Raw genomic sequence first — 21,967 nt, 5'->3', positions numbered from 1 at the left:
GGGTCGTCGAAGCGCCGCTGCACCGCGGCGCGCCACGGGCCGAGGAGGACGCACGCGACGAACAGCGCGGCGCCGGGGAGCCCGAGCTCGGCGGCCCGGTGTGCCCGTGGCCGGTCACGACGGGATGCTGCTGAACCTCTCCGGCGCGCACGCCCCGTTCTTCACCCGCAACGTCGTCGTCCTCACCGACTCCGACGGGCGCGCGGGCGTGGGCGAGGTGCCGGGCGGGGAGGCGATCCGCGCCACCCTGGAGGAGTCCGCGCGGCTCGTCGTCGGGCAGCCGGTCTCCCGCTCGCGCAGCCTGCTGCGGGCCGTCACGGCGGAGTTCGCAGGCCGCGACGCCGCCGGGCGCGGGCTGCAGACGTTCGACCTGCGCACCACCGTGCACGTCGTGACGGCGCTGGAGTCCGCGCTGCTCGACCTGACCGGGCAGTTCCTCGGCGTGCCCGTGGCCGAACTGCTCGGGGAGGGCCAGCAGCGCGAGCGCGTGCAGGCGCTGGGGTACCTGTTCTTCGTCGGCGACCGCACCCGCACACCCCTGCCCTACCGATCGCCCGCCGACGAGGGCGACGGCGCCGACGACTGGCAGCGGTTGCGCCACGAACCGGCGCTGGACGCCGACGCCGTGGTGCGCCTGGCCGAGGCCGCGCACGCCCGCTACGGGTTCGCCGACTTCAAGCTCAAGGGCGGCGTGCTGCCCGGCGAGGAGGAGGTCGAGGTCGTCACCGCGCTCGCGCGGCGGTTCCCCGGCGCGCGGGTCACCCTGGACCCCAACGGCGGCTGGCTGCTGGCCGACGCCGTCAGGTACGGCCGGCGCCTGCGCGACGTCCTGGCCTACGCCGAGGACCCGTGCGGCGCCGAGGGCGGGTACTCCGGGCGCGAGGTGATGGCCGAGTTCAAGCGCGCCACCGGGATGACCACGGCCACCAACATGATCGCCACCGACTGGCGCCAGCTCGGGCACGCCGTGCGCGGCAGCGCCGTGGACATCCCGCTGGCCGACCCGCACTTCTGGACGATGGCCGGTTCGGTGCGCGTGGCGCAGTTGTGCCAGGCGTGGGGCCTGACGTGGGGCTCGCACTCCAACAACCACTTCGACGTGTCGCTAGCGATGTTCACCCACGTCGCGGCCGCCGCCCCCGGCGACGTGACGGCCATCGACACGCACTGGATCTGGCAGGACGGGCAGCGCCTGACCCGCGAGCCGCTGCGGATCCGCGACGGGTTCCTGGACGTGCCCACCGCGCCCGGCCTGGGCGTCGAGCTGGACGAGGACCGCCTGGCCGCCGCGCACGAGCTGTACCTGCGCGAGGGCCTGGGCGCCCGCGACGACGCGGCCGCCATGCAGCACCTGCTGCCGGGGTGGGCGTTCGACCCCAAGCGGCCCGCCCTGGACCGCTGAGCCTCACCGGCGGCGGGGCGTGAACACCCCCAGCCCCGCCGCCGCGGCCCACGCCAGCGCGGCCACCCCGCCGGAGGCCAGCGCCAGCCCCGCCGCCCCCGCCAGCGCCCCCACGAGCAGCGGGCCCGCCGCCACCCCGGCGTCGGTGACCAGCCGCCACGCGCCGAGGAACTGCGCCCGCGCCCCCGGCGGGGCGGCGTCCGCCCCCAGCGTCATCACCAGGCCCGCGCTCATCCCGTTGCCCAGCCCCATGACGACGCCCGCGAGGACCACCGACCACGTGCTGCCGGCCAGCGGCAGGACCGCGTGCGCGGCCCCCAGCACCGTCATCGACGGCACCGCGACGGCGACCCGGCCGAAGCGGTCCATCACCGAGCCGGCCGGGTAGAACAGCAGCAGGTCCACGCCGCCGGAGACGCCCACGACGAGGCTCGTGGCGGTCGCGTCCAGGCCGATGTGCTCGCACCACAGCGGCAGGACCGTCTGCCGCGACTGCCGGGCCGCCTGCACGCACAGCGCCGCCACGCCGAGGGTCGCGAGCACGCGGGCGTGGTCGCGCACGACCGCGCGCAGCGTCGCCGGCCGGGCGTCGGGGGCCCCCGCGGCGCCGGGCGGCAGGGGCGGCAGCGGCGGCTCGGGCAGGGCCAGCAGCACCGCGCAGGCCGCCACCACGGCCAGCGCGCCCACCGCGTACGCGCCCGCGGGCCCGGCGACCGCCGTCCCGCCCGCGCCCGCGAACGGGCCGGCGAACAGCCCGGCGCGGCCCACCCCGCCGAGCGTGGACAGCGCCCGCGCCCGCAGCCGCGGCGGCGCCGCGGCCGTCAGGTACGACTGGCGCGCCAGCCCCCACACCGCGCCGGCCGCGCCCAGCAGCAGGACGGCGACCACGAGCGCGGGCACGGTCGGGGCGAGCGCCGTGCCGGCCAGCGCGGCGGCGGTGGCCGCCCCCGCGGTGAGCATGGCCCGGCGCTCGCCCACCCGGGCGACGAGCGCCCCGGCGGGCAGCGCCCCGGCGACCTGGCCGACGCCCAGCAGGGCCACGACGACGGCGGCCACGGCCACCGAGGCGCCCAGCCCGCGCGCGGTGAACGGCAGGACGGGCAGCAGGGCGCCCTGGCTGACGCTGTACAGGCCGGCGGGGGCGTACACCGCCGCGAGCGCCCGCCACGGCGGCCGGTGGTCACGGGCCACCGGCCGATCGTCGCAGCCGGGTCAGCCGGTGCCGTCGGCGGTGCCGCGCGGGGTGCGGCGAGCGCCGTCGAGCAGGCAGTCGGCCCCGGCCGCCGCGATGACGTGCCGCAGGAACGGGCGGACCGTGCGCAGGTGCAGGTGCCCGCCGCAGCGGTCGGCGCGCCGCTGGACCTCCAGCAGCGCGTTGAGGCCCGTCACGTCGCAGAACGACAGGTCGCGGGCGTCGAGGACCACGCGGGCCGGGGCGGCCGGGGTCGCGGTGGCCTGCCGCAGGACGCCGTCGACGACGTCGAGCAGCAGCTCCGCGGTCGTCAGCTCCAGCTCGCCGTCGAGCCGGACGGTCGTCGCCGCGCCGTCGGCGCGGACGTCCAGCGCCAGGTGGCAGGTGGCGGGGGTGCAGGTGGCGGGGTGCGTCGTCACGGGCTCTCGCCCTCCGTCGGGTGGGCGGCCGCGCGGTGCACCGCCCTTGGGTAGGCTGGGTGCACAACCTGCGCGCCACGGTAGCGCGACGCGGCGCGCCCTGACCAGCGAGCAACGTCAGCGGCGCAGGTGGCCCGTGGCCACGAGCTCCTCGGCGACGGTGTGCAGCTTCTGGTTGCGGTCCTGGCTGACCCGCGCGAGCAGCGCGAACGCCTGGTCCGCGGACACCTTGAACCGCTCCATGAGGATGCCCTTGGCCTGGCCGATGACGTCGCGGTGCGTCAGGGCGCGGTGCAGGTGCTCCAGCTTCTGCGCGTCCGCCAGGGCGATGGCCGCGTGGGCGGCGAACAGGCCGCCGACCTCGCGGACGTCCGCGCTCAGCGCCGACGGCTGCGCCGCCATGAGGTTGAGCCCGCCGAGCGTCCCGCGGTCCACGAACAGCTGGAAGCACAGCAGGCTGCGCACGCCCAGGTCGTCGGCGCGCCGGGCCAGGGCCGGCCAGCGGTCCTCGGCGCGCAGGTCGTCGACGAGGACGGTCTCCTCCACGTACATGGCGTCCAGGCACGGGCCCTGCCCCAGCTCCTGCTGCGAGCGGTCGAAGCCGCGGGCGACGTCGGACGTGGCGGCCGCGGACCGCACGTCGCGCCGGTCGTGGACGAGGCTGATCGAGCCGTGCTCGGCGCCCGGTACCGTCCGCACGGCCTGCTCGACGATGCGCTGCATGACCTCCTGCGGGCCCTCCTCGCGCTGCAGCTCGCGCGCGAGCTCGGCGAGGCGGTGGGCGACCGTCCCGATGCCCGTGCTGTCACCGGCCTCCGTGGTCTCCATCCCGCGATGCTGCCCCCCGCGCCCGCCGCGGTCCACCCGTCGACCGCCCCTCCGGCGGGTGCCGCTCCTCCAGGACGCCGGTGTCCAGCACCTGCGCGGCCACGTCGCGCAGCTTGCGGTTGCCGTCCTGGCTCGCCCGGCGCAGGCGGGCCAGGGCCTCGTCGCGGGTGGTGCGCTCCATCGCCATGAGCACCCCGACGGCGGCCCCGATGTCCCGGTTGGAGACCAGCGCCTCCTCCAGGTTGCGCGCACGCACCCGGTGCACGACGACGGCGGTGGCCAGGGCGGCCTGGTCGGCGAGCAGTGCGGCGCGGGCGACGGCGGCTGCGTCGAGCGCGCGGGCCGCCGAGGGGACGCAGTAGAGGTTGAGCGAGCCGGTCGCGGGCACGTGCTCGGCCTCCACGGCGAGCGGGACGGCGAGGACGCCGGTGGCGGGCAGGGGGTGCGCGGTGAGCGCGGGCCAGCGGGGGTCGACGCGCAGGTCGGGCACGACGACGGGGCCGGCCCCCCGCAGCACGTCCACGCAGGGACCCTGCCCCGCCGCGTACTGGGCCTCGTCGACGTCGCAGGCGCGCTCGTCGGTGGCCGCGGCGGTCCAGGTGCGCTGCCCCTGGCGCAGGGACACGCTGGCCCGCTCCACGCCGTCCAGGCCCGCCACCGCCTCGCGGGCGACGGCCTCGAGCAGCCGCCGCTGGTCGTCGACGGCACCGGTCTCCTCGCGCAACCGCCGGACGGCCGCGGCCAGCCGGTCGAACGGGGTGGGGAGCGGGTCCACGGCCGGTGCCTCCTGCACGGACGCCGGGGCTCGAGCTTGAACCGTGGCAGACCGTGAACCTACTAGACGGCCCGTGACGCCGCCCGCTCCGGGCGATCACCCACCGGCTCGAACACGCGTTCGACGCCGTGCCATCCTGAGCGGGTGGCGGGCGGGGGGTGGAGCGCGGCGTACCAGCGCCGCTACGAGGAGGCCCGCCGGCGCGGGGAGCCCTCGCCGTTCGCCGACCCGCCGGCCCCAGCGGCAGCTCCCCCGGCGGCCGCGCCGGTCCTCGAGCGTCCCGGGGGCCGGCACTGCTGGGTGCAGGGCCCGCCGGAGGACCCCGGCCCCTTCCCCGGGCTCCTGCTGGCCTGGCGGCGCGACGGGACGGGCTGGCTGGGCCGCGTCGCCTACGTGCTGCTCGACGAGGAGCAGCGGCCCGTGCTCGTGGACACGTGGGTGGCCGCGGAGCACCTGCGCCCCACCGGCGGGCCGCGCCGCTGACGCTCAGCGCCGGCCGACGGGCACCCGGCGGCGGTCCCCGGCGACGGCGCCGGCGTCGGGTAGGACGACCCGGCGGGCGGCGGGCGGGACGACCACCACGGGCGCGCGCAGGGTGCGCAGCGGCACCCCGGCCAGCCCGCCGGCGCCGCACACGACGAGGTCGCCGACACCCGTGGCCGCCGGCAGCTCCTCGCGCGCGGGCCCGCGCAGCACCGTCCGCGAGCGCACCCCGCCGGTGACCGCGCGCCGGGCGGCCCAGCCTGCGGCGACGTCCTCGCCGGCCGCGTCCGCGGCGGGCACGACGACGAGCCGGCGCGCCGGCGCGAGCACGGCGCCGGGCCCCACGAGCACCAGCGGGACGGGCGCGTGCGGCAGGACCTCGCGCAGCACGTGCCCGTCCCCGGGCCCGTGCGGGCCGACGCGGCGCCCGCACCCGAGCACCAGCAGGTCGGCGCAGGCGGCGGCGACGAGGAGGTTGGTGGCCGCGGTGCCGGTGACGACGGCCGTGGTCACCTCGGGGGCCCGGCCGGGCAGGTGCTCGCGCTCGTCGGCCAGGCACTCGGCCAGCTGCTGCGACGGCAGCGGCGGGCGGGCCGGGCCGGAGACGGGGGGCGGTCCGTGCGGGGGGTCGACGGCGACGACGTGCACGAGGGCGCCGGTCGCCGCGGCGTCCAGCAGGGCCCAGCGCAGGGCCCGCCGGGAGGCACCGGACCCGGAGAAGCCGACGACCGTGCGGGAGGGTCCCCGCAGGTGCTCGTCGTCCTCGTGGTCCCCGCGCGCGCCGCGCGCGTCCCGCTGAGCGTCCACCCGTCCGTCCACGGCCACCGCCTCCTCGCGGTCCGGCGGGTCGCCCCGCCCCGACCTCGATGGTGCGCCTCCGGCGGTCGCGCCACAAGCGGCGCGCGGCGACGGCGAGCCACGCGCGCATACGCACGGTGACGACGAGGGGGCCTCCCCGGTGACCGGACGCCCTCCGTCGTGCGGAAGCCGTCACGCGGAGCCACCATGGCTCGGTGAACGTGTGGACGTCCTTCATGGACCTCGTCCACGTCATCGGCGCCACCGGGTGCGCGCTGCTGACGGTGGGTTTCGCCCTCGACGCCGAGACCGCCCGCGCCGCCTTCTACGCGGTGGTGGCCCTCGCCTTCGCGGCCGCGTTCGTGCGCCGCCGCGCCGCCCGCCGCACCGTGCGTCCCGTCCCGGCCGTCGTCGACCTGCGCGACGGCGTCCGCGCGCCGCAGGAGGGCGCGGCCCGCGGCCGCGAGGCCGCCTGACGCCCCCGCCGCCCGCCCGTCCCGGGCGGCGCACCCGCACCGGCGCGTCGATGATGGCCGCGTGACGACCACCGGCGCCCCGACCCGCACGACGACCCGCACGACGACCGCCGAGCTGCGCGAGCGGCACGTCGGGCCGATGGACAACGTCAGCTACCTGCTGACGTGCCGCGCCACGGGTGCGCAGCTGCTCGTGGACGCCGCGGCCGACACCCCCGCCCTGCTGGACCTCGTGCGCGCGGGGAACCCCTCCGGGCGCCTGGACGCGGTCGTCACCACCCACCGGCACCACGACCACGTCGGCGCGCTGGCCGACGTCCTGCGCGCGAGCGGCGCGCGGTCCCTGGCCGGGGCCGCCGACGCCGGTCACCTGCCGGCGCGGGTGGACCGGCGCCTGGCCCACGGCGACGTCGTCGCGGTCGGCGCCCTGCGCCTGCACGTGGTGCACCTGCGCGGGCACACCCCCGGCTCGGTGGCGCTGGTGCTGCGCACGGCCGGCGACGCGCCGCACGTGTGGACGGGCGACTCGCTGTTCCCCGGCGGGGTCGGGAACACCGGCGGGGACGCGGCCCGGTTCACGTCGCTGCTGGACGACGTGGAGGACCGGCTGTTCGGGCAGCTGCCCGACGAGACGGTCGTGCACCCGGGCCACGGGGCGCCGACGACGCTGGGCGAGCAGCGGCCGCAGCTGGCGGCCTGGCGCGAGCGCGGCTGGTGAGGTCCCGCCCGCCGCGGGGCGGGAGCCCCCTCAGCGGGCGGCGACCGGCTCGTCGAGGGCGGCCCCGCGCATCTCCGGCAGCGTCAGCGCCGCGACGGCCGCGAGCACGAACGCGACGCCGAAGACGACGAACACCAGGCCGCTGCCGCCGGTGCCCAGCAGGAGCGGCACGCTCAGCGGCGCGAGGATGGACGCGATCCGCCCGAACCCGGCGGCCGAGCCGGCGCCGCGCCCGCGCACGGCCGTCGGGTACACCTCGGGCGTCACCGCGTACAGCGCGCCCCACGCCCCGAGGTTGAAGAACGACAGCAGCATGCCGGCGGCGAGGATCTGCCCGCCCGTGCCGGCGTTGGCGTAGGCCAGCGCGGCCACCGCCGACCCGACGAGGAACGTCGCCAGGGTGCTGCGCCGGCCCCACGCCTCGATGAGCCAGGCGGCCAGCGCGTACCCGGGCAGCTGGGCCAGCGTGATGATCAGCGTGAACTCCAGGGACCTGATGACGGAGAACCCGTCGGCCACCAGCAGGCTGGGGATCCACGTGAACGCGCCGTAGTAGCTGAAGTTCACGAAGAACCAGACCGCCCACAGCGCCGCCGTGCGCCGGCGCAGGCCGGGCGCCCAGATCCGCGCGCGCCCGGCGGGCGGCGCCTCCTCGACGAGCACCTCGCCCGTGTGCTTCCTCCCGGCCGACGCCTCGAACTCCCGGACGACGCGCTCGGCCTCCTCGGTGCGGCCCTTGGACAGCAGGAACCGCACCGACTCCGGCAGCCCGCGTCGCACCACCACCGCGTACACGGCGGGGGCGGCGCCGACGGCCAGCGCCCAGCGCCAGCCGTCGTCGGAGGCGGGCACCAGCAGGTACCCGATGAGCGCGGCCAGCGTCCACCCCACGGCCCAGAACGCCTCCAGGACCACGACGACGCGGCCGCGGATCCGCTTCGGGGCGAACTCGCTGACGAGGGTGGAGGCCACGGGCAGTTCCGCGCCCAGGCCCAGGCCGATGACGAACCGGAACACCAGCAGCGCCGCGACCGACCACGACAGCGCCGCCGCCCCCGTCGCCAGCCCGTACACCAGGAGGGTGAGGGCGAACACCTGGCGGCGGCCGATGCGGTCGGCGAGCAGTCCGCCCAGGCTGGCGCCGATCGCCATGCCCGCGAACCCGACCGCGGGGATCAGCGACAGCTGCCCGGGCGTCAGCCCCCACTGCACGGTGAGGGCGACCATGATGTAGGCGACGAGGCCGACGTCCATGGCGTCCAGCGCCCAGCCCACCCCGGAGCCGACGAGGAGCTTGCGGTGCTTGCCGGTGAACGGCAGGTCGTCGAGGCGCTGCGAGGCCGTCAGGCCCGGGCTGGTCGGCACCGCAGCACGGTACCCACCCCGCGCCGCACCGTCGCGCTACACCGTCGCGACGGAGCCGGAGTCGACGCGGTAGTCGCTGCCGTTGACGAAGCTGGCCCGCTCGGAGACGAGGAACGCGACGACGGCGGCGACCTCGTCGGCGCGCCCGCGCCGGCCGGCGGTGATGGACGGCCGCTCCTCGCGCAGGAACCCGGCGACGGCCTCGTCGAAGCTCGTCCCCTCCTCGTCGGCGCGCTTCGTCATCATCGCGTCGGTCATCGGCGTCTCGATGAACGCCGGCGAGACGGTGTTCACCAGCACGCCCTCGCTGCCGTACGTCTTGGACAGCCCCTTGGCGAACGTGCGCACGGCGGCCTTCGCGGCGCAGTAGGGCAGCTCGTCGGGGTAGGGCTGCACGGCGTCCTCGGAGGCCAGCAGGACGACGCGGCCCCACCCGCGCGAGCGCATCGCGGGCAGGAAGGCCCGCACGACGCGCACGGCGGCGAAGAAGTCCGTCTCGAAGGTGCTGCGCCAGCCCTCCTCGTCGACCTCGTGGAACAGTCCCTGCGCGCCGGTGATCCCCGCGGCGTGCACGAGGACGTCGGGATCGCCGGCAGCGGCGGTCACCTCGCGGTGCAGGCGCTGCACGTCCTCGGCGACGGTGAGGTCGGCGGCCACGGCGACCACCTCGCCGGGCAGGTCGGCGGCCGCGGCGCGCAGCCGGTCGGCGTCGACGTCGGTGACGGCGACGCGCACGCCCTCCTCGAGCAGCAGCTTGGCCGTGCACCAGCCGATGCCGGAGTCGGCGCCGGTGACGAGCGCGGTGCGTCCTGCGATCCCCAGGTCCATGAGCGGCACGCTAGGCAGCCGCGGCGACCCGCGCGCGCCGAGCCGCGGGCGGGTGGCGGCCGGGCTAGCCTCCGGTGCGGCCGGTGCGACGGCCCCGGGCGCGCGCGGTGGTGACGCCCGGACCGGCGGCGGGAGGGGGCGCGCGGTGGAGCCGAGCGAGGTCCACGGGTTCAACTACGCCGGGTCCTGGGGATCCTCCGGCCTGGACCTGTGGGAGCACCACGACCACGGCCGGATGGCCGTGGAGGTGGCCCGCGGCAAGGCCGCCTTCCCCGGCTGGAACACCGCCCGCTGGTGGCTCTCGCACGAGGCGTTCCAGCGCGACCCGGTCCGCTTCCTGGCGAACCTCGACGCCGGGCTGGGCCTGTTCGCCGCGCACGGGATCGCCGTGGTCCCGGTGCTGTTCAACCGCTGGCGCGACCCGGTCTGCGACTTCGGGGGTGTGCCGCTGGACCACCTGCTGCCGCACGCCAGCGCCTGGACCCGGGCCGACGACCTGTTCGCCGACCCGCTCGCCGACGACGACGCGGTCGCGCCCGTGCAGCGGATCTTCCGCCGGTACCTGGCCGAGGTGGTCGGCGCCCACGCCGGCGACGAGCGGATCTGGGCCTGGGACCTGTGCAACGAGCCGCTGATGGGCGCCTACGTCCACGACGAGGACAGCCCGCTGCGCGCCGCCGAGCTGCGCTGGCTGGCCTGGTGCCGCGGGGTCGTGCTGGAGGCCGGGGCGCGCCAGCCGCTGACGATCGGCAACTGGGCCGACCTCGCGCCGCTGCGGGCCACCGAACCGCTCAGCGACGTCCTCGGGTTCCACCCGTACTGGATGTGGCAGGGCATCGGGCCGGAGGAGCACGTGCACACGCGGGAGGGTTTCGCGGCCTACCTCGACGAGTGCGTCGCGTTCGCGGACTCGGTCGGAAAGCCCCTGTACGCCAGCGAGACCGTGTGGGGCGCGCGCGACGACGCCCGGCACGTGGAGGTGATGCGGTACACCCTCGGCCAGCTGCGCGCCCGCGGCATCGGGTACACCGTGCACGCCCTGCACCACAGCCGGGTCGCCGACCTGCACCGCGACGAGCACGGCCCCGTCGGGCACCCGGAGCACCTGCACTTCCTCGAGGCCGACGGCAGCGTGCGGCCGGGGCACGAGGCGTTCAACGAGTTCGCCCCGCCGTCCGCGGCCGGCTGACCCGCGGCGTCAGCGCGGCGCGCGCCGCCACAGCGGCCGGGGCGTGGCGCGCATGGCCGTCGCCAGCGCCTGCAGGGCCGGCGGGACCCACACGCTCCCCCGGCCGGCGCGCAGGGCGGCGACGACGGCGTCGGCGACCTGTCCGGGAGTGCTGGACAGCGGCGCGGGGTCCATGCCGGTGGTCATGCGGCCCACGACGAACCCGGGACGCACCAGCAGCAGGTGCACGCCGCTGCCGGCCAGGGCGTCGGCCAGGCCGCTGGCGAAGCCGTCGAGGCCGGCCTTGGCCGAGCCGTAGACGTAGTTCGCGCGGCGCACCCGCCACCCGGCGATCGAGGAGAACACGACGAGCCGCCCGGCGCGCAGCGGGCGCAGGAGGTTCGCCAGGTGGGACAGGACGCTGACCTGCGCGACGTAGTCGGTGTGCACGACGGCCAGCGCGTGCGCGGGGTCGCGCTCGGCGCGCGCCTGGTCGCCCAGGACGCCGAAGGCGACGACGGCGTCCACGGCGCCGTGCCGGGCGACGACGTCGGCCAGCAGCGGCCCGTGCGCGGTGACGTCGTCGGCGTCGAACTCCAGCGTCTCGACCTCGCGGGCGCCGGCGTCGAGCAGGCGGCGGCGCTCGGCGTCGAGGTCGTGGCTGCGCCGGGCGGCGAGCACCACCGTCGCCGCGCCGTCGCGGACCAGCCGCTCGGCGACCTCCAGCCCGATCTCGCTGCGCCCGCCCAGCAGCAGCACCGTCCCGCTCGTCGCGCTCACGCGGCCCACCCAACCATGCACGGAGACCTGGGAACGTCTGCGGGGCGCGTCAGGGCACGGGCAGCTCCTCGACCCGCGCGACGAGGTGGACGCGCGCCGGGCGGTCCTCGCGCGGGCGCCCGCGCACCACGGTGCTCCAGCCGCCGCCGTCGCGGGCGACGACGTGCTCGACCGTGGCCGGCAGCAGCAGCGGCGCGGCGAACTCCACGTCGGCGCGCACCCGCTCCGGCAGCGGGTCCAGCGCGGCCAGGCTGCGCGAGGCCGTCCACAGCCCGTGCGCGATCGCCCGGCGGAACCCGAACAGCCGCGCGGCGGGAGCGGCGAGGTGGATGGGGTTCACGTCCCCGCTCAGCGCCGCCCAGCGCCGACCCGTGCCGGCGTCCACGCGCCACTGCGCGACGGCGCCGCGCTCGGGCCGCGGCAGCGGGTCGTCCTCGCGCGCGGGCGCGCCGGGCACCCGCACGCCCCGCGCCAGGTAGCGGCTGCGCCCCTCCCACGAGGCCGGGCCGAGCGGGTCGTCGCCGGGCCCGCGGACCTCGGTGACGACGTCCACGAGGGCGCCGCGCCGGTGCGGGCGCATCCCCGTGGCGCGCACGGCGACGTCGAACCCCGCCGCGCCCGCCAGGCCGTCCTCCAGGAGCAGCGCGCGGCGCTGCGCGAACCGCTGGTGCACGTGCACCAGGCCGAGCAGGCGGAACGGGAACGGCTCGGAGACCAGCAGGTCCACCTGCAGGCCGAACCCCAGCAGGTGGCCGAACGGCAGCGGCAGCCGGTCGCGCAGCGGGGTGCCCGTCTCGCGGCAGAACGCCGCGAGGCGGTCGACGTCGGCGCGCACGCCGTGCTGCACGTACCGGGTGCGCGGCAGGTCCACCGCGCGCTCGGCGCTGCGGCGCAGCAGGGAGCGCGCGTAGCTGCGCGCCAGGGCGGGGGCGACGGTGGTGCGGGAGGCAGTGGTGGCGCGGGAGGCGAGGCTCACGTCAGGCCCCCACGAGGTTCTGCCCGCACACCCGCAGGACCTGGCCGTTGACGCCGCCGGCGTCGGGCTGGGCCAGGAAGGCCACGGCCTCGGCGACGTCGACGGGGAGCCCGCCCTGCTGCAGGCTGCTGGCGCGCCGGGCGACCTCGCGCGCCACGAACGGCATGGCCGCCGTCATCGCGGTCTCCACGAAACCCGGCGCGACGGCGTTGACGGCGAACCCCCGGGCGGCCAGCGGCCCGGCCTGCGCGCGCACGAACCCCACGAGCCCGGCCTTGCTGGCCGCGTAGTTCGTCTGCCCCCGCGCGCCCGCCAGCCCGTTGACCGAGGACAGGCACACGAACCGGGCGCCGGGCGCGAGCGCGCCGTCGGCGGCGAGCAACCCGTCGGTCAGGCGCAGCGGCGCGCGCAGGTTCACGTCGAGGACCTGCCGCCAGGCGCGGTCGTCGAGGTTCACGAACGAGCGGTCGCGGGTGACGCCGGCGTTGTGGACGACGACGTCGGCGCCGCCGAAGCGGCGGGCCAGGTGCTCGGCCAGCACGCGCGGGGCGTCGTCGGCGGTGACGTCCAGGTGCAGGGTGGACCCGCCGACGCGGTTGGCGACGGCGGCCAGGGCCTCGCCCGAGGCGGCCAGGTCGGCGCACACGACGTGCGCGCCGCCGCGGGCCAGCACCTCGGCGGTGGCGGCCCCGATGCCCTGCGCCGCACCGGTGACGACCGCGGTGCGGACGGCCCGGTCGGGCACCGGGCCGGGAGCGGGCGCGACGTCGAGGACCTGCCCGGACACGTACGCGGCGCGCGCGGAGGCCAGGAACAGCAGCGGGGCGCGCAGCGCGTCACCGGCGCCCTCGGCCACCCGCAGCAGGTTCACGGTGGCCCCGCCGCGGGTCTCCTTGCCCAGCGAGCGGGAGAACCCCTCCAGGCCCTGCTGCACGGCGGCGGCCTCCACGCCGGGCGCCTGCGCCGGCGGGGTCCCCAGCAGCAGCACGCGCCCGCCGCGGGCCAGGCGCCGGAACGCCGGGGCCAGCGGGGCTCGCAGCGCCGCCAGGTCGTCGACCGTGCGCGCGGCGCTGGCGTCGACGACGACGGCACCGAGCCGTTCCTCCTCCTCGGGCAGCTCCTCGAGCGCGGCGGCGCCGGCCGCGCGCAGCCAGCCGCGCACCGCCGGCAGCAGCGGGGCGGCACCCGTCCCGAGCAGCAGCGCGGGCCCGGTGAGCAGTTCCTGCCCGGGTTCCCAGCGCCGCAGCGCGGGTGGCTGCGGCACGCCGGCGCGCGCCGCCAGCGGGTTCTGCAGCAGCACCGAGGCGTCCACCGCGCTCCTCCTCGTCCTCGTCGTCCCCACGGGGTCCCCCCTCACCGCTCCACGACCGCGGCCACGCCCTGCCCGCCGGCCGCGCAGACCGAGATCAGCGCCAGGCCGCCGCCGCGCTCGGCGAGCAGCTTGGCCGTCGTGGCGAGGATCCGCGCACCGGTCGCCGCGAACGGGTGCCCCGTCGCCAGCGAGGACCCGGTGACGTTCAGCCGCGAGCGGTCGACGGTGCCCAGCGGGCCGTCAAGGCCCAGGCGCTCGCGGCAGAACTCCGCGTCCTCCCAGGCGGCCAGGGTCGCCAGCACGGTGGAGGCGAACGCCTCGTGGACCTCCACGACGTCGAAGTCCTCCAAGCGCAACCCGTTGCGCCGCAGCAAGCGCGGGACGGCGTGCACGGGCGCGGTGAGCAGTCCCTCGCCGGCGCGCGCGTGGTCGACGGCGGCGGTCTCCGCGTCCACCAGGTGCGCCAGGACGTCCAGGCGGCGCTCGGCGGCCCACTCGTCGGAGGCGAGCAGGACGGCGGCCGCGCCGTCCGAGAGCGGGGTGGAGTTCCCGGCCGTCATGGTGGCCGCGCCCTGGCCCGCCTCCTCCAGGCGCCGGCCGAAGACGGGGCGCAGGCCGGCCAGCTTCTCGGCGGTGGTGTCCGGGCGCAGGACGTCGTCGCGGCGCACCCCGAGGTAGGGGGTGAGCAGGTCGTCGAAGAACCCGCGCTCGTAGGCCGCGGCGAGGTTGCGGTGGCTGGCCAGGGCCAGGGCGTCCTGCTCCTCGCGCCCGACGCGGTGCTCCAGCGCGGTGCGCGCGGCGTGCTCGCCCATCGACAGGCCGGTGCGCGGTTCGGCGTTGCGCGGCGGCGCGGGACGCAGCTGCCCGGGGCGCAGGCCCGCCAGCGCCTTGAGCTTCGCGGCGGGCGTGCGGGCGCGCGACAGCTCCAGCAGGACGCGCCGCAGCCCCTCGTCGACGGCGATCGGGGCGTCGCTGGCGCTGTCGGCGCCGGCCGCGATCCCCGCCTCGACCTGCCCGAGGGCGATCTTGTCCGCGACCGTCACGGCCGCCTGCAGGCTCGTCGCGCACGCCTGGGAGACGTCGTGGGCGGGGGTGGCCGGGTCCAGCGCGGTGGACAGCAGCGCCTCGCGGGTGATGTTCAGGTCGCGGCTGTGGCGCAGGACCGCGCCGCCGACGACCTCGCCGAGGCGCTCGCCGGCCAGCCCGTACCGGGCGACGAGGCCGTCGAGGGCGGCGGTCATGAGGTCCTGCGCGGAGGCCCGCGCGTAGGCGCGGCCGGCGCGGACGAAGGGCGTGCGGTTGCCCCCGACGATCGCGGCGCGGCGCACCGGTCGGGGGGCGGGGCGGTCGGGCACGGGGCCTCCTCGTCGAGCGCGGCGTGAACACGACCAAGCTAACAGGTACTTCGGGTACCGGATACCCGGTGGAACGGGTACCGTCGAGACGTGGACGCCGCTCCCGACACCGCCGTCGCCCCGCCGCCCGGCGCGCCCGCCCGCGCCGACGGGCGCCGCACCCGCTGGGCCGAGCACCGCCGCGCCCGCCGCGAGGAGCTGGTCACCGCGGCCCTGCGCGCCATCACCCGCCGCGGCGCGGGCATCGGCATGGACGACCTGGCCGCCGAGGCCGGCACCAGCAAGACGGTGCTGTACCGGCACTTCTCCGACAAGGAGGACCTGTACCTGGCGGTGGCCAGCCGGGTGAACCGGCGCATCGTGCGCGAGCTGCGCAGCGCCGTGGAGGCGGCCGGGTCCCCCCGCGAGGGGCTCGCGGCCATCGTCACCACGTACCTGCGGCTGGTGGAGAAGGACCCGGAGGTCTACCGGTTCGTCGTCTCGCACCCGTTCCTGGACCGCCCGGCGCAGCGCGACCCCGTCCAGCACCTGACGGGGGTGGTCGCCGACGAGACCGCCACCGCGATCACCGCGCACCTGCGCGCCGCCGGCTCCACCTCGGCGGCCACCGACGTCCTCGCCCACGGCGTCGTCGCGATGATCCGCGCCGCCGCCGACCGCTGGATCTCCACCCCCGACCGCCCCGACGCCGACGCCGTCGCCCGCGACCTCACCGACCTCGCCTGGGGCGGCCTGGCGACGTTCCTGGACAGCACCCGCGCCGCACCGCAGGAGGACCGATGACGACCACCGACGTGCCCGTGACCACCCCCGCCGCGCCCGCCGCGGCGGTCCCGGCGGCCCCGGCGGTCCCGGCGCCGGAACCCGCCCCGCCGCTGCCCGTGGACCCCGAGGAGCTGCGCCGGTTCCTCGACGGCCGGTTCGCCGACGCCCGCGAGGAGTTCCGCCGCACGGTCCCGCTGGACTTCTTCGCCCCCGTCGACCACCTGAGCACCGCGCAGGTGCGCGACCTCACCCGCGAGCGCCTGCGCCGCATCGCCGAGATCGGCGGGCACGAGCAGGGTTTCTCCTCCCGCCACGGCGGCGCCGACGCGCCCGGCGCCCAGGTGGCGCAGTTCGAGATGCTCGGGTTCGCCGACGCCTCCCTGATGATCAAGTCCGGGGTGCAGTGGGGCCTGTTCGGCGGCGCCGTGCAGGCCCTGGGCACCGAGCGCCACCACGCCGAGCTGCTGCCGAGGCTGCTGCGCCTGGACCTGCGCGGCTGCTTCGCGATGACGGAGACCGGGCACGGGTCCGACGTGGCCTCCCTGCGCACCACCGCCACCTACGACCCGGCGACGCAGGAGTTCGTCGTCCACACCCCGGACCCCTCGGCGCGCAAGGACTACATCGGCGGCGCCGCCGAGGACGCCGAGGTCGCCGTCGTGTTCGCCCAGCTCGTCACCGGCGGCGAGCGCCGCGGCGTGCACGCGTTCCTCGTGCCCCTGGTCGTCGACGGCGCCCCCGCGCCCGGCGTCCACCGCGAGGACGACGGCCGCAAGATGGGCCTGAACGGCGTCGACAACGGCCGGCTGTCCTTCGACGCCGTGCGCGTGCCGCGCGAGAACCTCCTGGACCGCTACGCGCAGGTCGCCCCCGACGGCACGTACTCCAGCCCGATCGCCAGCGCGGCCTCCCGGTTCTTCACCATGCTCGGCGCGCTCGTGAAGGGCCGCGTCAGCGTCTCCGGCGGCGCGATCAGCCAGACGAAGGTCGCGCTGACCATCGCGCTGCGCTACGCCGAGCACCGCCGGCAGTTCGCCCGCCCCAGCGCCGCCGACGGCGGCAGCGGCGAGGAGGTCGTGCTGCTGGACTACCTGGCCCACCAGCGCCGCCTGCTCGTGCCGCTGGCCGCCACGTACGCGCTGAGCTTCGCCCAGGACGAGCTGCTGGGCGAGATGGACGAGCTGCTGCGCGTGCAGCTGGCCGGCGAGGAGGCCGAACCCACCCGCCAGCGGGCGTTCGAGGGCCTGGCCGCGGCGATGAAGGTGGCCTCCACCTGGCACGCGACCCGCACCATCCAGACGTGCCGGGAGGCGTGCGGCGGCCACGGGTACCTCTCCAGCAGCCGCCTGCCGCAGCTGAAGGCCGACACCGACGTGTTCACCACGTTCGAGGGCGACAACACCGTCCTGTCGCAGCTGGTCGCCAAGGGCCTGCTGACCTCCTACGCGCAGCAGTTCAACGACCTGGACACCCTGGGGATGGCGCGCTTCGCGACCCGCGACCTCGTCACCACGATCGCCGGGCGCAGCCCCGCGCGCTCGCTGGTGGCCGACATCGTCTCCAGCGGCCGCGCCGGGGACGAGCTGCACGACCGCGAGTGGCAGCTGCGGATGCTCGCCGAGCGCGAGGAGCACGTCGTGGAGTCGCTGGCCAAGCGGGTGCGCCGCGCGCGCCAGCGCCCGGCCGAGGAGGCGTTCACGGCGCTGGACGACCTCAACGACCACCTGCTGCTGGCGGCCCGCGCGCACACCGACCGCGTGGTCGCCGACGCGTTCGCCGCGGCCGTCGTGCGCGCGGAGGACCCCGCGGTGGCCTCGCTGCTGGGGCAGGTCCTGGACCTGCACGTCCTGGCGCTGCTGGAGCAGGAGAAGGGCTGGTACCTGCAGCACCGGCGGATGACGCCCGCGCACGCCAAGGCCCTCACCCACACCGTGAACGCCGCCTGCCGCGGCCTGCGCCCGCACGTGGGCACCCTGCTGGCGGGTTTCGGGATCCCCGACGCGTGGCTGGCGTCCTCGCTGGTGCCCGCCGGACAGGACGCGGACGTCCCGGCGTAGCGCGCCGGACGCGGCTCCCGGCGAGCACGGGGCCGGCGCGGTCCGGCTCGCCGGAGCCGGTCCCGGCTGCCCCGTCCGGGCGCTCGACGCCGCGCCCGCGCGGGGGCATCCTCGAGGTGTGGAACCCGCCGGCGTCGAGGACGAGCCGCGCCCGCCCGCGCGCCTGCCCGTGCGCGCCGGCGTGGTCGTCGACCGCGACCGTCCCGGCCGCGCCCTGCGGGTGACCGCCCACCCCGACGACGACCGGGTCGTGCTGTCCACCTGGCAGGACGAGCGGTGCGTGACCACCGTGCGGCTGGACCGCACCGACGTCGTCCAGCTGCTCGCGGCCCTGGGGATCGCCCTGCTGCCCCGGCCCGAGGAGGGCGGCGACCGCGGGGAGCCGACCGGCTGAGGCGCGCCGGTCAGCCGTCGCGCGTCCCGACGACGACGAGGGTCGTGGCGTCGGCCTCGCGCGGCTCCAGCGCCGCGGCGGCGGCCTCGTCCACGACCGCCCGCGCGGTGGCGGCGGGCAGGCCGTCCAGCAGCGCGCCGGCGGCCGTGCCGGCGGCGGCGTCGCGCACGGCTTCCGGCGTGACCCGCAGGCGGGCGGGGTGCCGGTGCACGACCGGGTCCCGGACGCCCACCGCGGCCGCCCACGCGGTCAGCCCCTCCTCGGTGCCCAGCGCGTGCGGCAGGGACCGCGGCTCCGGCGGTCCCTCGCCCCGGGCACGCGCCGCCGCGGCGGCCAGCGGCTGCACGAGCTCCGTGAGCGCGCCCTCGGCCCACACGCCCACGCACAGGCGCCCGCCGGGGCGGGCCCGGGTGAGCAGGTGCCGGCCCGCGGCGTGGAGGTCGGGCAGGAAGAAGACCCCGAGGACGCAGACGACGAGGTCGTAGGCGCCCTCGTCGCCGAAGGCGAGGACGTCCGCGTGGTGGGCGCGCAGGGCGGGCAGGTCGCGCGCCCGCTCGGCGGTCAGCGCGACGAGCGGTGCGGCCAGGTCGACGGCGTCGACGCGGCCGCCGGGACCGACGGCCCGGGCCAGGAGGACGGAGGCCGCCCCGGCGCCGGCGCAGGCGTCGAGGACGAACTCCCCCGCGCGGGGTGCCGCGTCGGCCACGGCCGCCGACGACACCGGGTCCCACAGCTGGGCCGACAGGCGGTCGAAGGCCGCGGCGTCCTGGAACCAGCGCGCTGCTCCGGCGTCCACCGTCCGAGCCTAGCTGCGAACGCTTCTCAGCGGTGGCTCCTCGTCCAGGCCAGGAGCCGCTCGACCGGCCAGGTGTTGACGACCCGCTCGGCCGGCACCCCGCACTCCTGCGCCCGCGCGCAGCCGTACGCCTGCCAGTCCAGCTGCCCGGGGGCGTGCGCGTCCGTGCTCACCGCGAACAGGCACCCCTCCTCGACCGCCCGCCGCAGCAGCGCCCGCGGCGGGTCCAGCCGCTCCGGCCGGCAGTTCACCTCCACCGCCACCCCCCGCTCGGCGCAGGCGGCGAAGACGGCGCCGGCGTCGAAGGCGCTGGGCGGGCGAGCGCCCGACCCGGCGCTGCCGTGCCCGCCGGTCAGCAGCCGGCCGGTGCAGTGCCCCAGGACGTCCACCCCGCCGCCGCGCACGGCCGCCAGCAGCCGTCGGGTCATCACGTCCGCCGGCGAGCGCAGCCCCGAGTGCACGGAGGCGACCACGACGTCCAGGCGCGCCAGCACGTCGTCCTCGCAGTCCAGCGAACCGTCCGCCAGCACGTCGACCTCGATGCCCGCCAGGAGCCGGAACGGCGCCAGCGGCGCGGCCAGGGCGGCGACCTCCTCCAGCTGGCGCTCGCGGCGCTCGCGGGACAGCCCGCGCGCCACGCGCAGCCGCGCGGAGTGGTCGGTGACGGCCAGGTACTCGTGCCCCAGCTCCCGGGCGGTCGCCGCCGTCTCGGCCAGCGGGCTGCCACCGTCGCTGGCGTCGGTGTGGGCGTGCAGGTCACCGCGCAGCGCGGCGCGCAGCTCCTCCCCGCCGCTCGCCAGCGGCCCCGCCCCCTCCTCCAGCCGCCGCAGCCGCTCCGGCACCCGGTCCGCGGCCGCCTCGGCGGCCACGGCCGCCGAGGCGGGGCCCACACCGCGCACCCCGGTGAGGGTGCCGTCGGCCAGCAGGCGCTCCAGCTCCCCCGGCCCCAGCGCGGCCAGGGCGTCCGCGGCGCGGCGGAACGCGCGCACCCGGTGGGTGTCGGCGCGCGAGCGCTCCAGCAGGAACGCGGTGCGCTGCAGCGCCCGCACGGCGTCCGGCACGGGGCCGAGCACGGGGTCCACCACCCGCCCCCTCCCCCCCCGGTCCCGAGGTGCGCCGGACGGGCCGACTCTGCACCATCGCAGGGTGCCCCGCCTGCGCCGCGTGTCCAGCTCGTCGCCCGGCTTCACGCGCCGGCGGCGCGGGCGCGGCTGGTCCTACCTCGACACCCGCGGCGAGCTCATCGCCGACCCGGACGTCATCGCCCGCATCGACGCCATCGCCATCCCGCCGGCCTACCGGGACGTGTGGATCTGCCCGTTCCCCAACGGCCACCTGCAGGCCGTCGGCACCGACGACCGCGGCCGGCGCCAGTACCGCTACCACGAGGAGTGGCGCCGCCGGCAGGACCGCGCCAAGCACGAGCGCGTGCTCGAGGTCGCCGACCACCTGCCCGCCGCCCGCGAGGTGGTCGAGCAGCACCTCGCCCTGCCGGGGATGCCGCGCGAGCGGGTGCTGGCCGCGGCGTTCCGGCTGCTGGACCTCGGGTTCTTCCGCGTGGGCGGGGAGAGCTACGCGGACGAGAACGGCTCCTACGGGCTGGCGACCCTGCGCAAGGAGCACGTCCACCAGCGCGGCGACGACCTGGTCTTCTCCTACGTCGCCAAGTCCGGCAAGGACCGCCACCTCGTGGTCTCCGACCCGGCGGTGCGCGAGGTGGTGCGCTCCCTCAAGCGCCGCCGCGGCGGCGGGGACGACCTGCTGGCGTGGAAGGAGGGCGGCCGCTGGCACGACGTCACCAGCGCCGACGTCAACGCCTACCTGCACGAGGTCGTCGGGCCGGACGTGTCCGCCAAGGACTTCCGCACCTGGCACGCGACGGTGCTCGCGGCCGTCGCCCTGGCGGTGTCGGTGCCCGCGGCGACCAGCGCGACGGCGAAGAAGCGGGCGGTCACGCGCGCCTGCACGGAGGTCTCGGAGTACCTGGGCAACACGCCGTCGGTGGCCCGCAGCAGCTACATCGACCCCCGGGTGATCGACCTGTTCGACGACGGCGTGACGATCGAGCCGGCGCTGCGGCTGCTCGGCGAGGACGCCTCCTTCGGCCACCCCGCCACCCACGGCGGTGTCGAGCGGGCCGTGCAGGCGCTGCTGCGCGAGGAGCCCGTCAGCGGCACGCCCCTGCTGAGCGCTGCGAGCGCCGAGGAGGCCGCGGCCGCGGCGACGGGCGGGCCGGGGACGACCGCCGCCTGAGCGGCGTCGGCTGCCAGCCCCTATGCTGGGCGGGCCTTCCCTGCGGCTCGCCGCGGGGCAGGTGCGCGTCCCGCCCTCATCGTCTAGCGGCCTAGGACGCCGCCCTTTCAAGGCGGTAGCACGGGTTCGAATCCCGTTGGGGGTACGCGAGCGGATCGTCCTGAGCCCGGACGGGCGAGGGGTGTCACGAGCACTCCCCGCGACCGGGTAAGGTTGTCCCCGCAAGCCAGCAAGACCAGCAAGTCCGGTCTCTCTGAGGCCCCGTAGCGCAGTTGGTTAGCGCGCCGCCCTGTCACGGCGGAGGTCGCGGGTTCGAGTCCCGTCGGGGTCGCTCGTCGTGCCGGTTCCACCGGCCCGGCACGGCCAGGTAGCTCAGTTGGTAGAGCGTCCGACTGAAAATCGGAAGGTCAGCGGTTCGACCCCGCTCCTGGCCACCGTGGCACCACCCCGAGGCCCCTCCGCAGGAGGGGCCTTCGTCGTCCCCGGGACCGGCGCGGGTAGCGTCGCCGCGTGCCCGCCTCCCCCGCCGACCTGCCCACCGCCGCCGTCGTGCCCGCGGCCGTCCTCACCGGCTACGTCGTCGGCCGCCGCACCGGCGCCCGCCCGCTGGCGGGGGTGGCGCTGGCCGCCGGCCTGGTGCAGGCCGTGCCGCGCTGGTCGCGGCACTCCCCCGTCCTCGCGGCCGCTCTCGCGCTGGGCACGGTGGCCCTCGTGGGCGCCTCCCACCCGCTGGCCCGGCGCACCGGGCCCTGGCCGGCGGTCCTGACGACGACCGCGGCCGCCGCGGGGCTGGCCGCGGTCGGCGACCGGCTCAGCGCCTAGGCCGG

The 21,967-nt window shown here is 77.7% G+C and carries 23 protein-coding genes and 3 tRNA genes; 13 read left to right on the top strand and 13 right to left on the bottom strand.

Annotated features, from left to right (window positions below; genetic code table 11):
* Window positions 1-124 precede the first annotated feature (124 nt).
* Window positions 125-1,402: an enolase C-terminal domain-like protein gene (locus tag ACRYMY_RS13910; protein WP_432547856.1), complete on the top strand. Its 1,278-nt coding sequence runs from the start codon at window positions 125-127 to the stop codon at window positions 1,400-1,402.
* Between the two features lie 3 nt (window positions 1,403-1,405).
* On the opposite strand, the gene ACRYMY_RS13905 is transcribed toward ACRYMY_RS13910, so the two are convergent.
* The 4 genes from ACRYMY_RS13905 to ACRYMY_RS13890 form a co-directional block, all read right to left on the bottom strand.
* Entirely contained in the window at window positions 1,406-2,593 is a 1,188-nt protein-coding gene (locus tag ACRYMY_RS13905; RefSeq protein WP_432547854.1) for an MFS transporter, read from the bottom strand.
* Window positions 2,594-2,614: 21 nt separating this feature from the next.
* The gene (locus tag ACRYMY_RS13900) at window positions 2,615-3,013 is read right to left on the bottom strand and encodes an STAS domain-containing protein (RefSeq protein WP_432547853.1); all 399 of its coding nucleotides are present in this window, start codon (window positions 3,011-3,013) and stop codon (window positions 2,615-2,617) included.
* A gap of 117 nt (window positions 3,014-3,130) precedes the next feature.
* The gene (locus ACRYMY_RS13895) at window positions 3,131-3,841 is read right to left on the bottom strand and encodes a GAF and ANTAR domain-containing protein (protein ID WP_432547852.1); all 711 of its coding nucleotides are present in this window, start codon (window positions 3,839-3,841) and stop codon (window positions 3,131-3,133) included.
* The gene (locus ACRYMY_RS13890; RefSeq protein WP_432547851.1) at window positions 3,819-4,616 is read right to left on the bottom strand and encodes a GAF and ANTAR domain-containing protein; all 798 of its coding nucleotides are present in this window, start codon (window positions 4,614-4,616) and stop codon (window positions 3,819-3,821) included. Before ACRYMY_RS13890 ends, ACRYMY_RS13895 begins: the two co-directional genes overlap by 23 nt.
* Window positions 4,617-4,760: 144 nt before the next feature.
* Here ACRYMY_RS13890 and ACRYMY_RS13885 point away from each other — a divergent pair, with 144 nt between their 5' ends.
* Window positions 4,761-5,099 carry a hypothetical protein gene (locus ACRYMY_RS13885; protein ID WP_432547850.1) on the top strand — a complete coding sequence of 113 codons (339 nt, stop codon included), beginning with the start codon at window positions 4,761-4,763 and terminating at the stop codon, window positions 5,097-5,099.
* Between the two features lie 3 nt (window positions 5,100-5,102).
* Here ACRYMY_RS13885 and ACRYMY_RS13880 read toward each other — a convergent pair whose 3' ends face one another.
* Complete coding sequence (locus ACRYMY_RS13880; RefSeq protein ID WP_432547849.1) at window positions 5,103-5,906, bottom strand: universal stress protein; 804 nt, start codon at window positions 5,904-5,906, stop codon at window positions 5,103-5,105.
* 206 nt (window positions 5,907-6,112) lie between these two features.
* Between ACRYMY_RS13880 and ACRYMY_RS13875 the strand changes: the two genes are divergently transcribed.
* Together ACRYMY_RS13875 and ACRYMY_RS13870 are read left to right on the top strand one after the other, a co-directional pair.
* A complete protein-coding gene (locus tag ACRYMY_RS13875; RefSeq protein WP_432547848.1) occupies window positions 6,113-6,373 on the top strand; it encodes a hypothetical protein in 261 nt (86 codons plus the stop codon).
* Between the two features lie 61 nt (window positions 6,374-6,434).
* Window positions 6,435-7,091 carry an MBL fold metallo-hydrolase gene (locus tag ACRYMY_RS13870; RefSeq protein WP_432547847.1) on the top strand — a complete coding sequence of 219 codons (657 nt, stop codon included), beginning with the start codon at window positions 6,435-6,437 and terminating at the stop codon, window positions 7,089-7,091.
* A gap of 30 nt (window positions 7,092-7,121) precedes the next feature.
* On the opposite strand, the gene ACRYMY_RS13865 is transcribed toward ACRYMY_RS13870, so the two are convergent.
* Both ACRYMY_RS13865 and ACRYMY_RS13860 read right to left on the bottom strand, forming a co-directional pair.
* Complete coding sequence (locus ACRYMY_RS13865) at window positions 7,122-8,456, bottom strand: MFS transporter (RefSeq protein ID WP_432547846.1); 1,335 nt, start codon at window positions 8,454-8,456, stop codon at window positions 7,122-7,124.
* Window positions 8,457-8,492: 36 nt separating this feature from the next.
* A complete protein-coding gene (locus ACRYMY_RS13860; protein ID WP_432547845.1) occupies window positions 8,493-9,284 on the bottom strand; it encodes an SDR family NAD(P)-dependent oxidoreductase in 792 nt (263 codons plus the stop codon).
* Between the two features lie 145 nt (window positions 9,285-9,429).
* On the opposite strand from ACRYMY_RS13860, the gene ACRYMY_RS13855 reads away from it, so the two are divergent.
* Window positions 9,430-10,473: a glycoside hydrolase 5 family protein gene (locus tag ACRYMY_RS13855; RefSeq protein WP_432547844.1), complete on the top strand. Its 1,044-nt coding sequence runs from the start codon at window positions 9,430-9,432 to the stop codon at window positions 10,471-10,473.
* A gap of 9 nt (window positions 10,474-10,482) precedes the next feature.
* On the opposite strand, the gene ACRYMY_RS13850 is transcribed toward ACRYMY_RS13855, so the two are convergent.
* Genes ACRYMY_RS13850 through ACRYMY_RS13835 form a run of 4 tightly spaced genes read right to left on the bottom strand, consistent with a single transcriptional unit; the run spans window position 10,483 to window position 14,875 of the window.
* The gene (locus ACRYMY_RS13850; protein ID WP_432547843.1) at window positions 10,483-11,232 is read right to left on the bottom strand and encodes an SDR family NAD(P)-dependent oxidoreductase; all 750 of its coding nucleotides are present in this window, start codon (window positions 11,230-11,232) and stop codon (window positions 10,483-10,485) included.
* A 49-nt stretch (window positions 11,233-11,281) separates the two neighbouring features.
* The gene (locus tag ACRYMY_RS13845; RefSeq protein WP_432547842.1) at window positions 11,282-12,208 is read right to left on the bottom strand and encodes a MaoC family dehydratase; all 927 of its coding nucleotides are present in this window, start codon (window positions 12,206-12,208) and stop codon (window positions 11,282-11,284) included.
* A 1-nt stretch (window position 12,209) separates the two neighbouring features.
* Window positions 12,210-13,520: a 3-oxoacyl-ACP reductase gene (locus ACRYMY_RS13840; RefSeq protein ID WP_432547841.1), complete on the bottom strand. Its 1,311-nt coding sequence runs from the start codon at window positions 13,518-13,520 to the stop codon at window positions 12,210-12,212.
* A 41-nt stretch (window positions 13,521-13,561) separates the two neighbouring features.
* A complete protein-coding gene (locus ACRYMY_RS13835; protein ID WP_432547840.1) occupies window positions 13,562-14,875 on the bottom strand; it encodes an acetyl-CoA C-acetyltransferase in 1,314 nt (437 codons plus the stop codon).
* Window positions 14,876-14,965: 90 nt separating this feature from the next.
* Here ACRYMY_RS13835 and ACRYMY_RS13830 point away from each other — a divergent pair, with 90 nt between their 5' ends.
* The 3 genes from ACRYMY_RS13830 (at window position 14,966) to ACRYMY_RS13820 (ending at window position 18,091) form a co-directional block, all read left to right on the top strand.
* Window positions 14,966-15,658 (top strand): TetR/AcrR family transcriptional regulator, encoded by a 693-nt coding sequence (locus ACRYMY_RS13830; RefSeq protein ID WP_432547839.1) that lies wholly within the window; start codon window positions 14,966-14,968, stop codon window positions 15,656-15,658.
* Window positions 15,655-17,697: an acyl-CoA dehydrogenase family protein gene (locus ACRYMY_RS13825; protein ID WP_432547838.1), complete on the top strand. Its 2,043-nt coding sequence runs from the start codon at window positions 15,655-15,657 to the stop codon at window positions 17,695-17,697. Before ACRYMY_RS13830 ends, ACRYMY_RS13825 begins: the two co-directional genes overlap by 4 nt.
* Before the next feature lie 118 nt (window positions 17,698-17,815).
* Window positions 17,816-18,091: a hypothetical protein gene (locus ACRYMY_RS13820; RefSeq protein WP_432547837.1), complete on the top strand. Its 276-nt coding sequence runs from the start codon at window positions 17,816-17,818 to the stop codon at window positions 18,089-18,091.
* Window positions 18,092-18,101: 10 nt separating this feature from the next.
* Here the strand turns inward: ACRYMY_RS13820 and ACRYMY_RS13815 are convergent, their stop codons facing one another.
* Together ACRYMY_RS13815 and ACRYMY_RS13810 are read right to left on the bottom strand one after the other, a co-directional pair.
* On the bottom strand, window positions 18,102-18,887 hold the full coding sequence (locus tag ACRYMY_RS13815; RefSeq protein ID WP_432547836.1) for a class I SAM-dependent methyltransferase: 786 nt from the start codon (window positions 18,885-18,887) through the stop codon (window positions 18,102-18,104).
* A gap of 26 nt (window positions 18,888-18,913) precedes the next feature.
* Entirely contained in the window at window positions 18,914-19,969 is a 1,056-nt protein-coding gene (locus tag ACRYMY_RS13810) for a PHP domain-containing protein (RefSeq protein ID WP_432547835.1), read from the bottom strand.
* 64 nt (window positions 19,970-20,033) lie between these two features.
* Between ACRYMY_RS13810 and ACRYMY_RS13805 the strand changes: the two genes are divergently transcribed.
* The 5 genes from ACRYMY_RS13805 (at window position 20,034) to ACRYMY_RS13785 (ending at window position 21,962) form a co-directional block, all read left to right on the top strand.
* Window positions 20,034-21,140 (top strand): DNA topoisomerase IB, encoded by a 1,107-nt coding sequence (locus ACRYMY_RS13805; protein ID WP_432547834.1) that lies wholly within the window; start codon window positions 20,034-20,036, stop codon window positions 21,138-21,140.
* 72 nt (window positions 21,141-21,212) lie between these two features.
* Window positions 21,213-21,285, top strand: a tRNA-Glu gene (locus ACRYMY_RS13800).
* Window positions 21,286-21,397: 112 nt separating this feature from the next.
* Window positions 21,398-21,471: transfer RNA gene (locus tag ACRYMY_RS13795), tRNA-Asp, on the top strand.
* A gap of 30 nt (window positions 21,472-21,501) precedes the next feature.
* Window positions 21,502-21,574 (top strand) — tRNA-Phe (locus ACRYMY_RS13790).
* A 76-nt stretch (window positions 21,575-21,650) separates the two neighbouring features.
* On the top strand, window positions 21,651-21,962 hold the full coding sequence (locus ACRYMY_RS13785) for a hypothetical protein (protein WP_432547833.1): 312 nt from the start codon (window positions 21,651-21,653) through the stop codon (window positions 21,960-21,962).
* Window positions 21,963-21,967 lie beyond the last annotated feature (5 nt).

The organism is Kineococcus haloalkalitolerans (genome assembly GCF_050871905.1).
Lineage (GTDB): Bacteria > Actinomycetota > Actinomycetes > Actinomycetales > Kineococcaceae > Kineococcus.
This window is presented reverse-complemented; position numbering and strand designations above follow the sequence as displayed.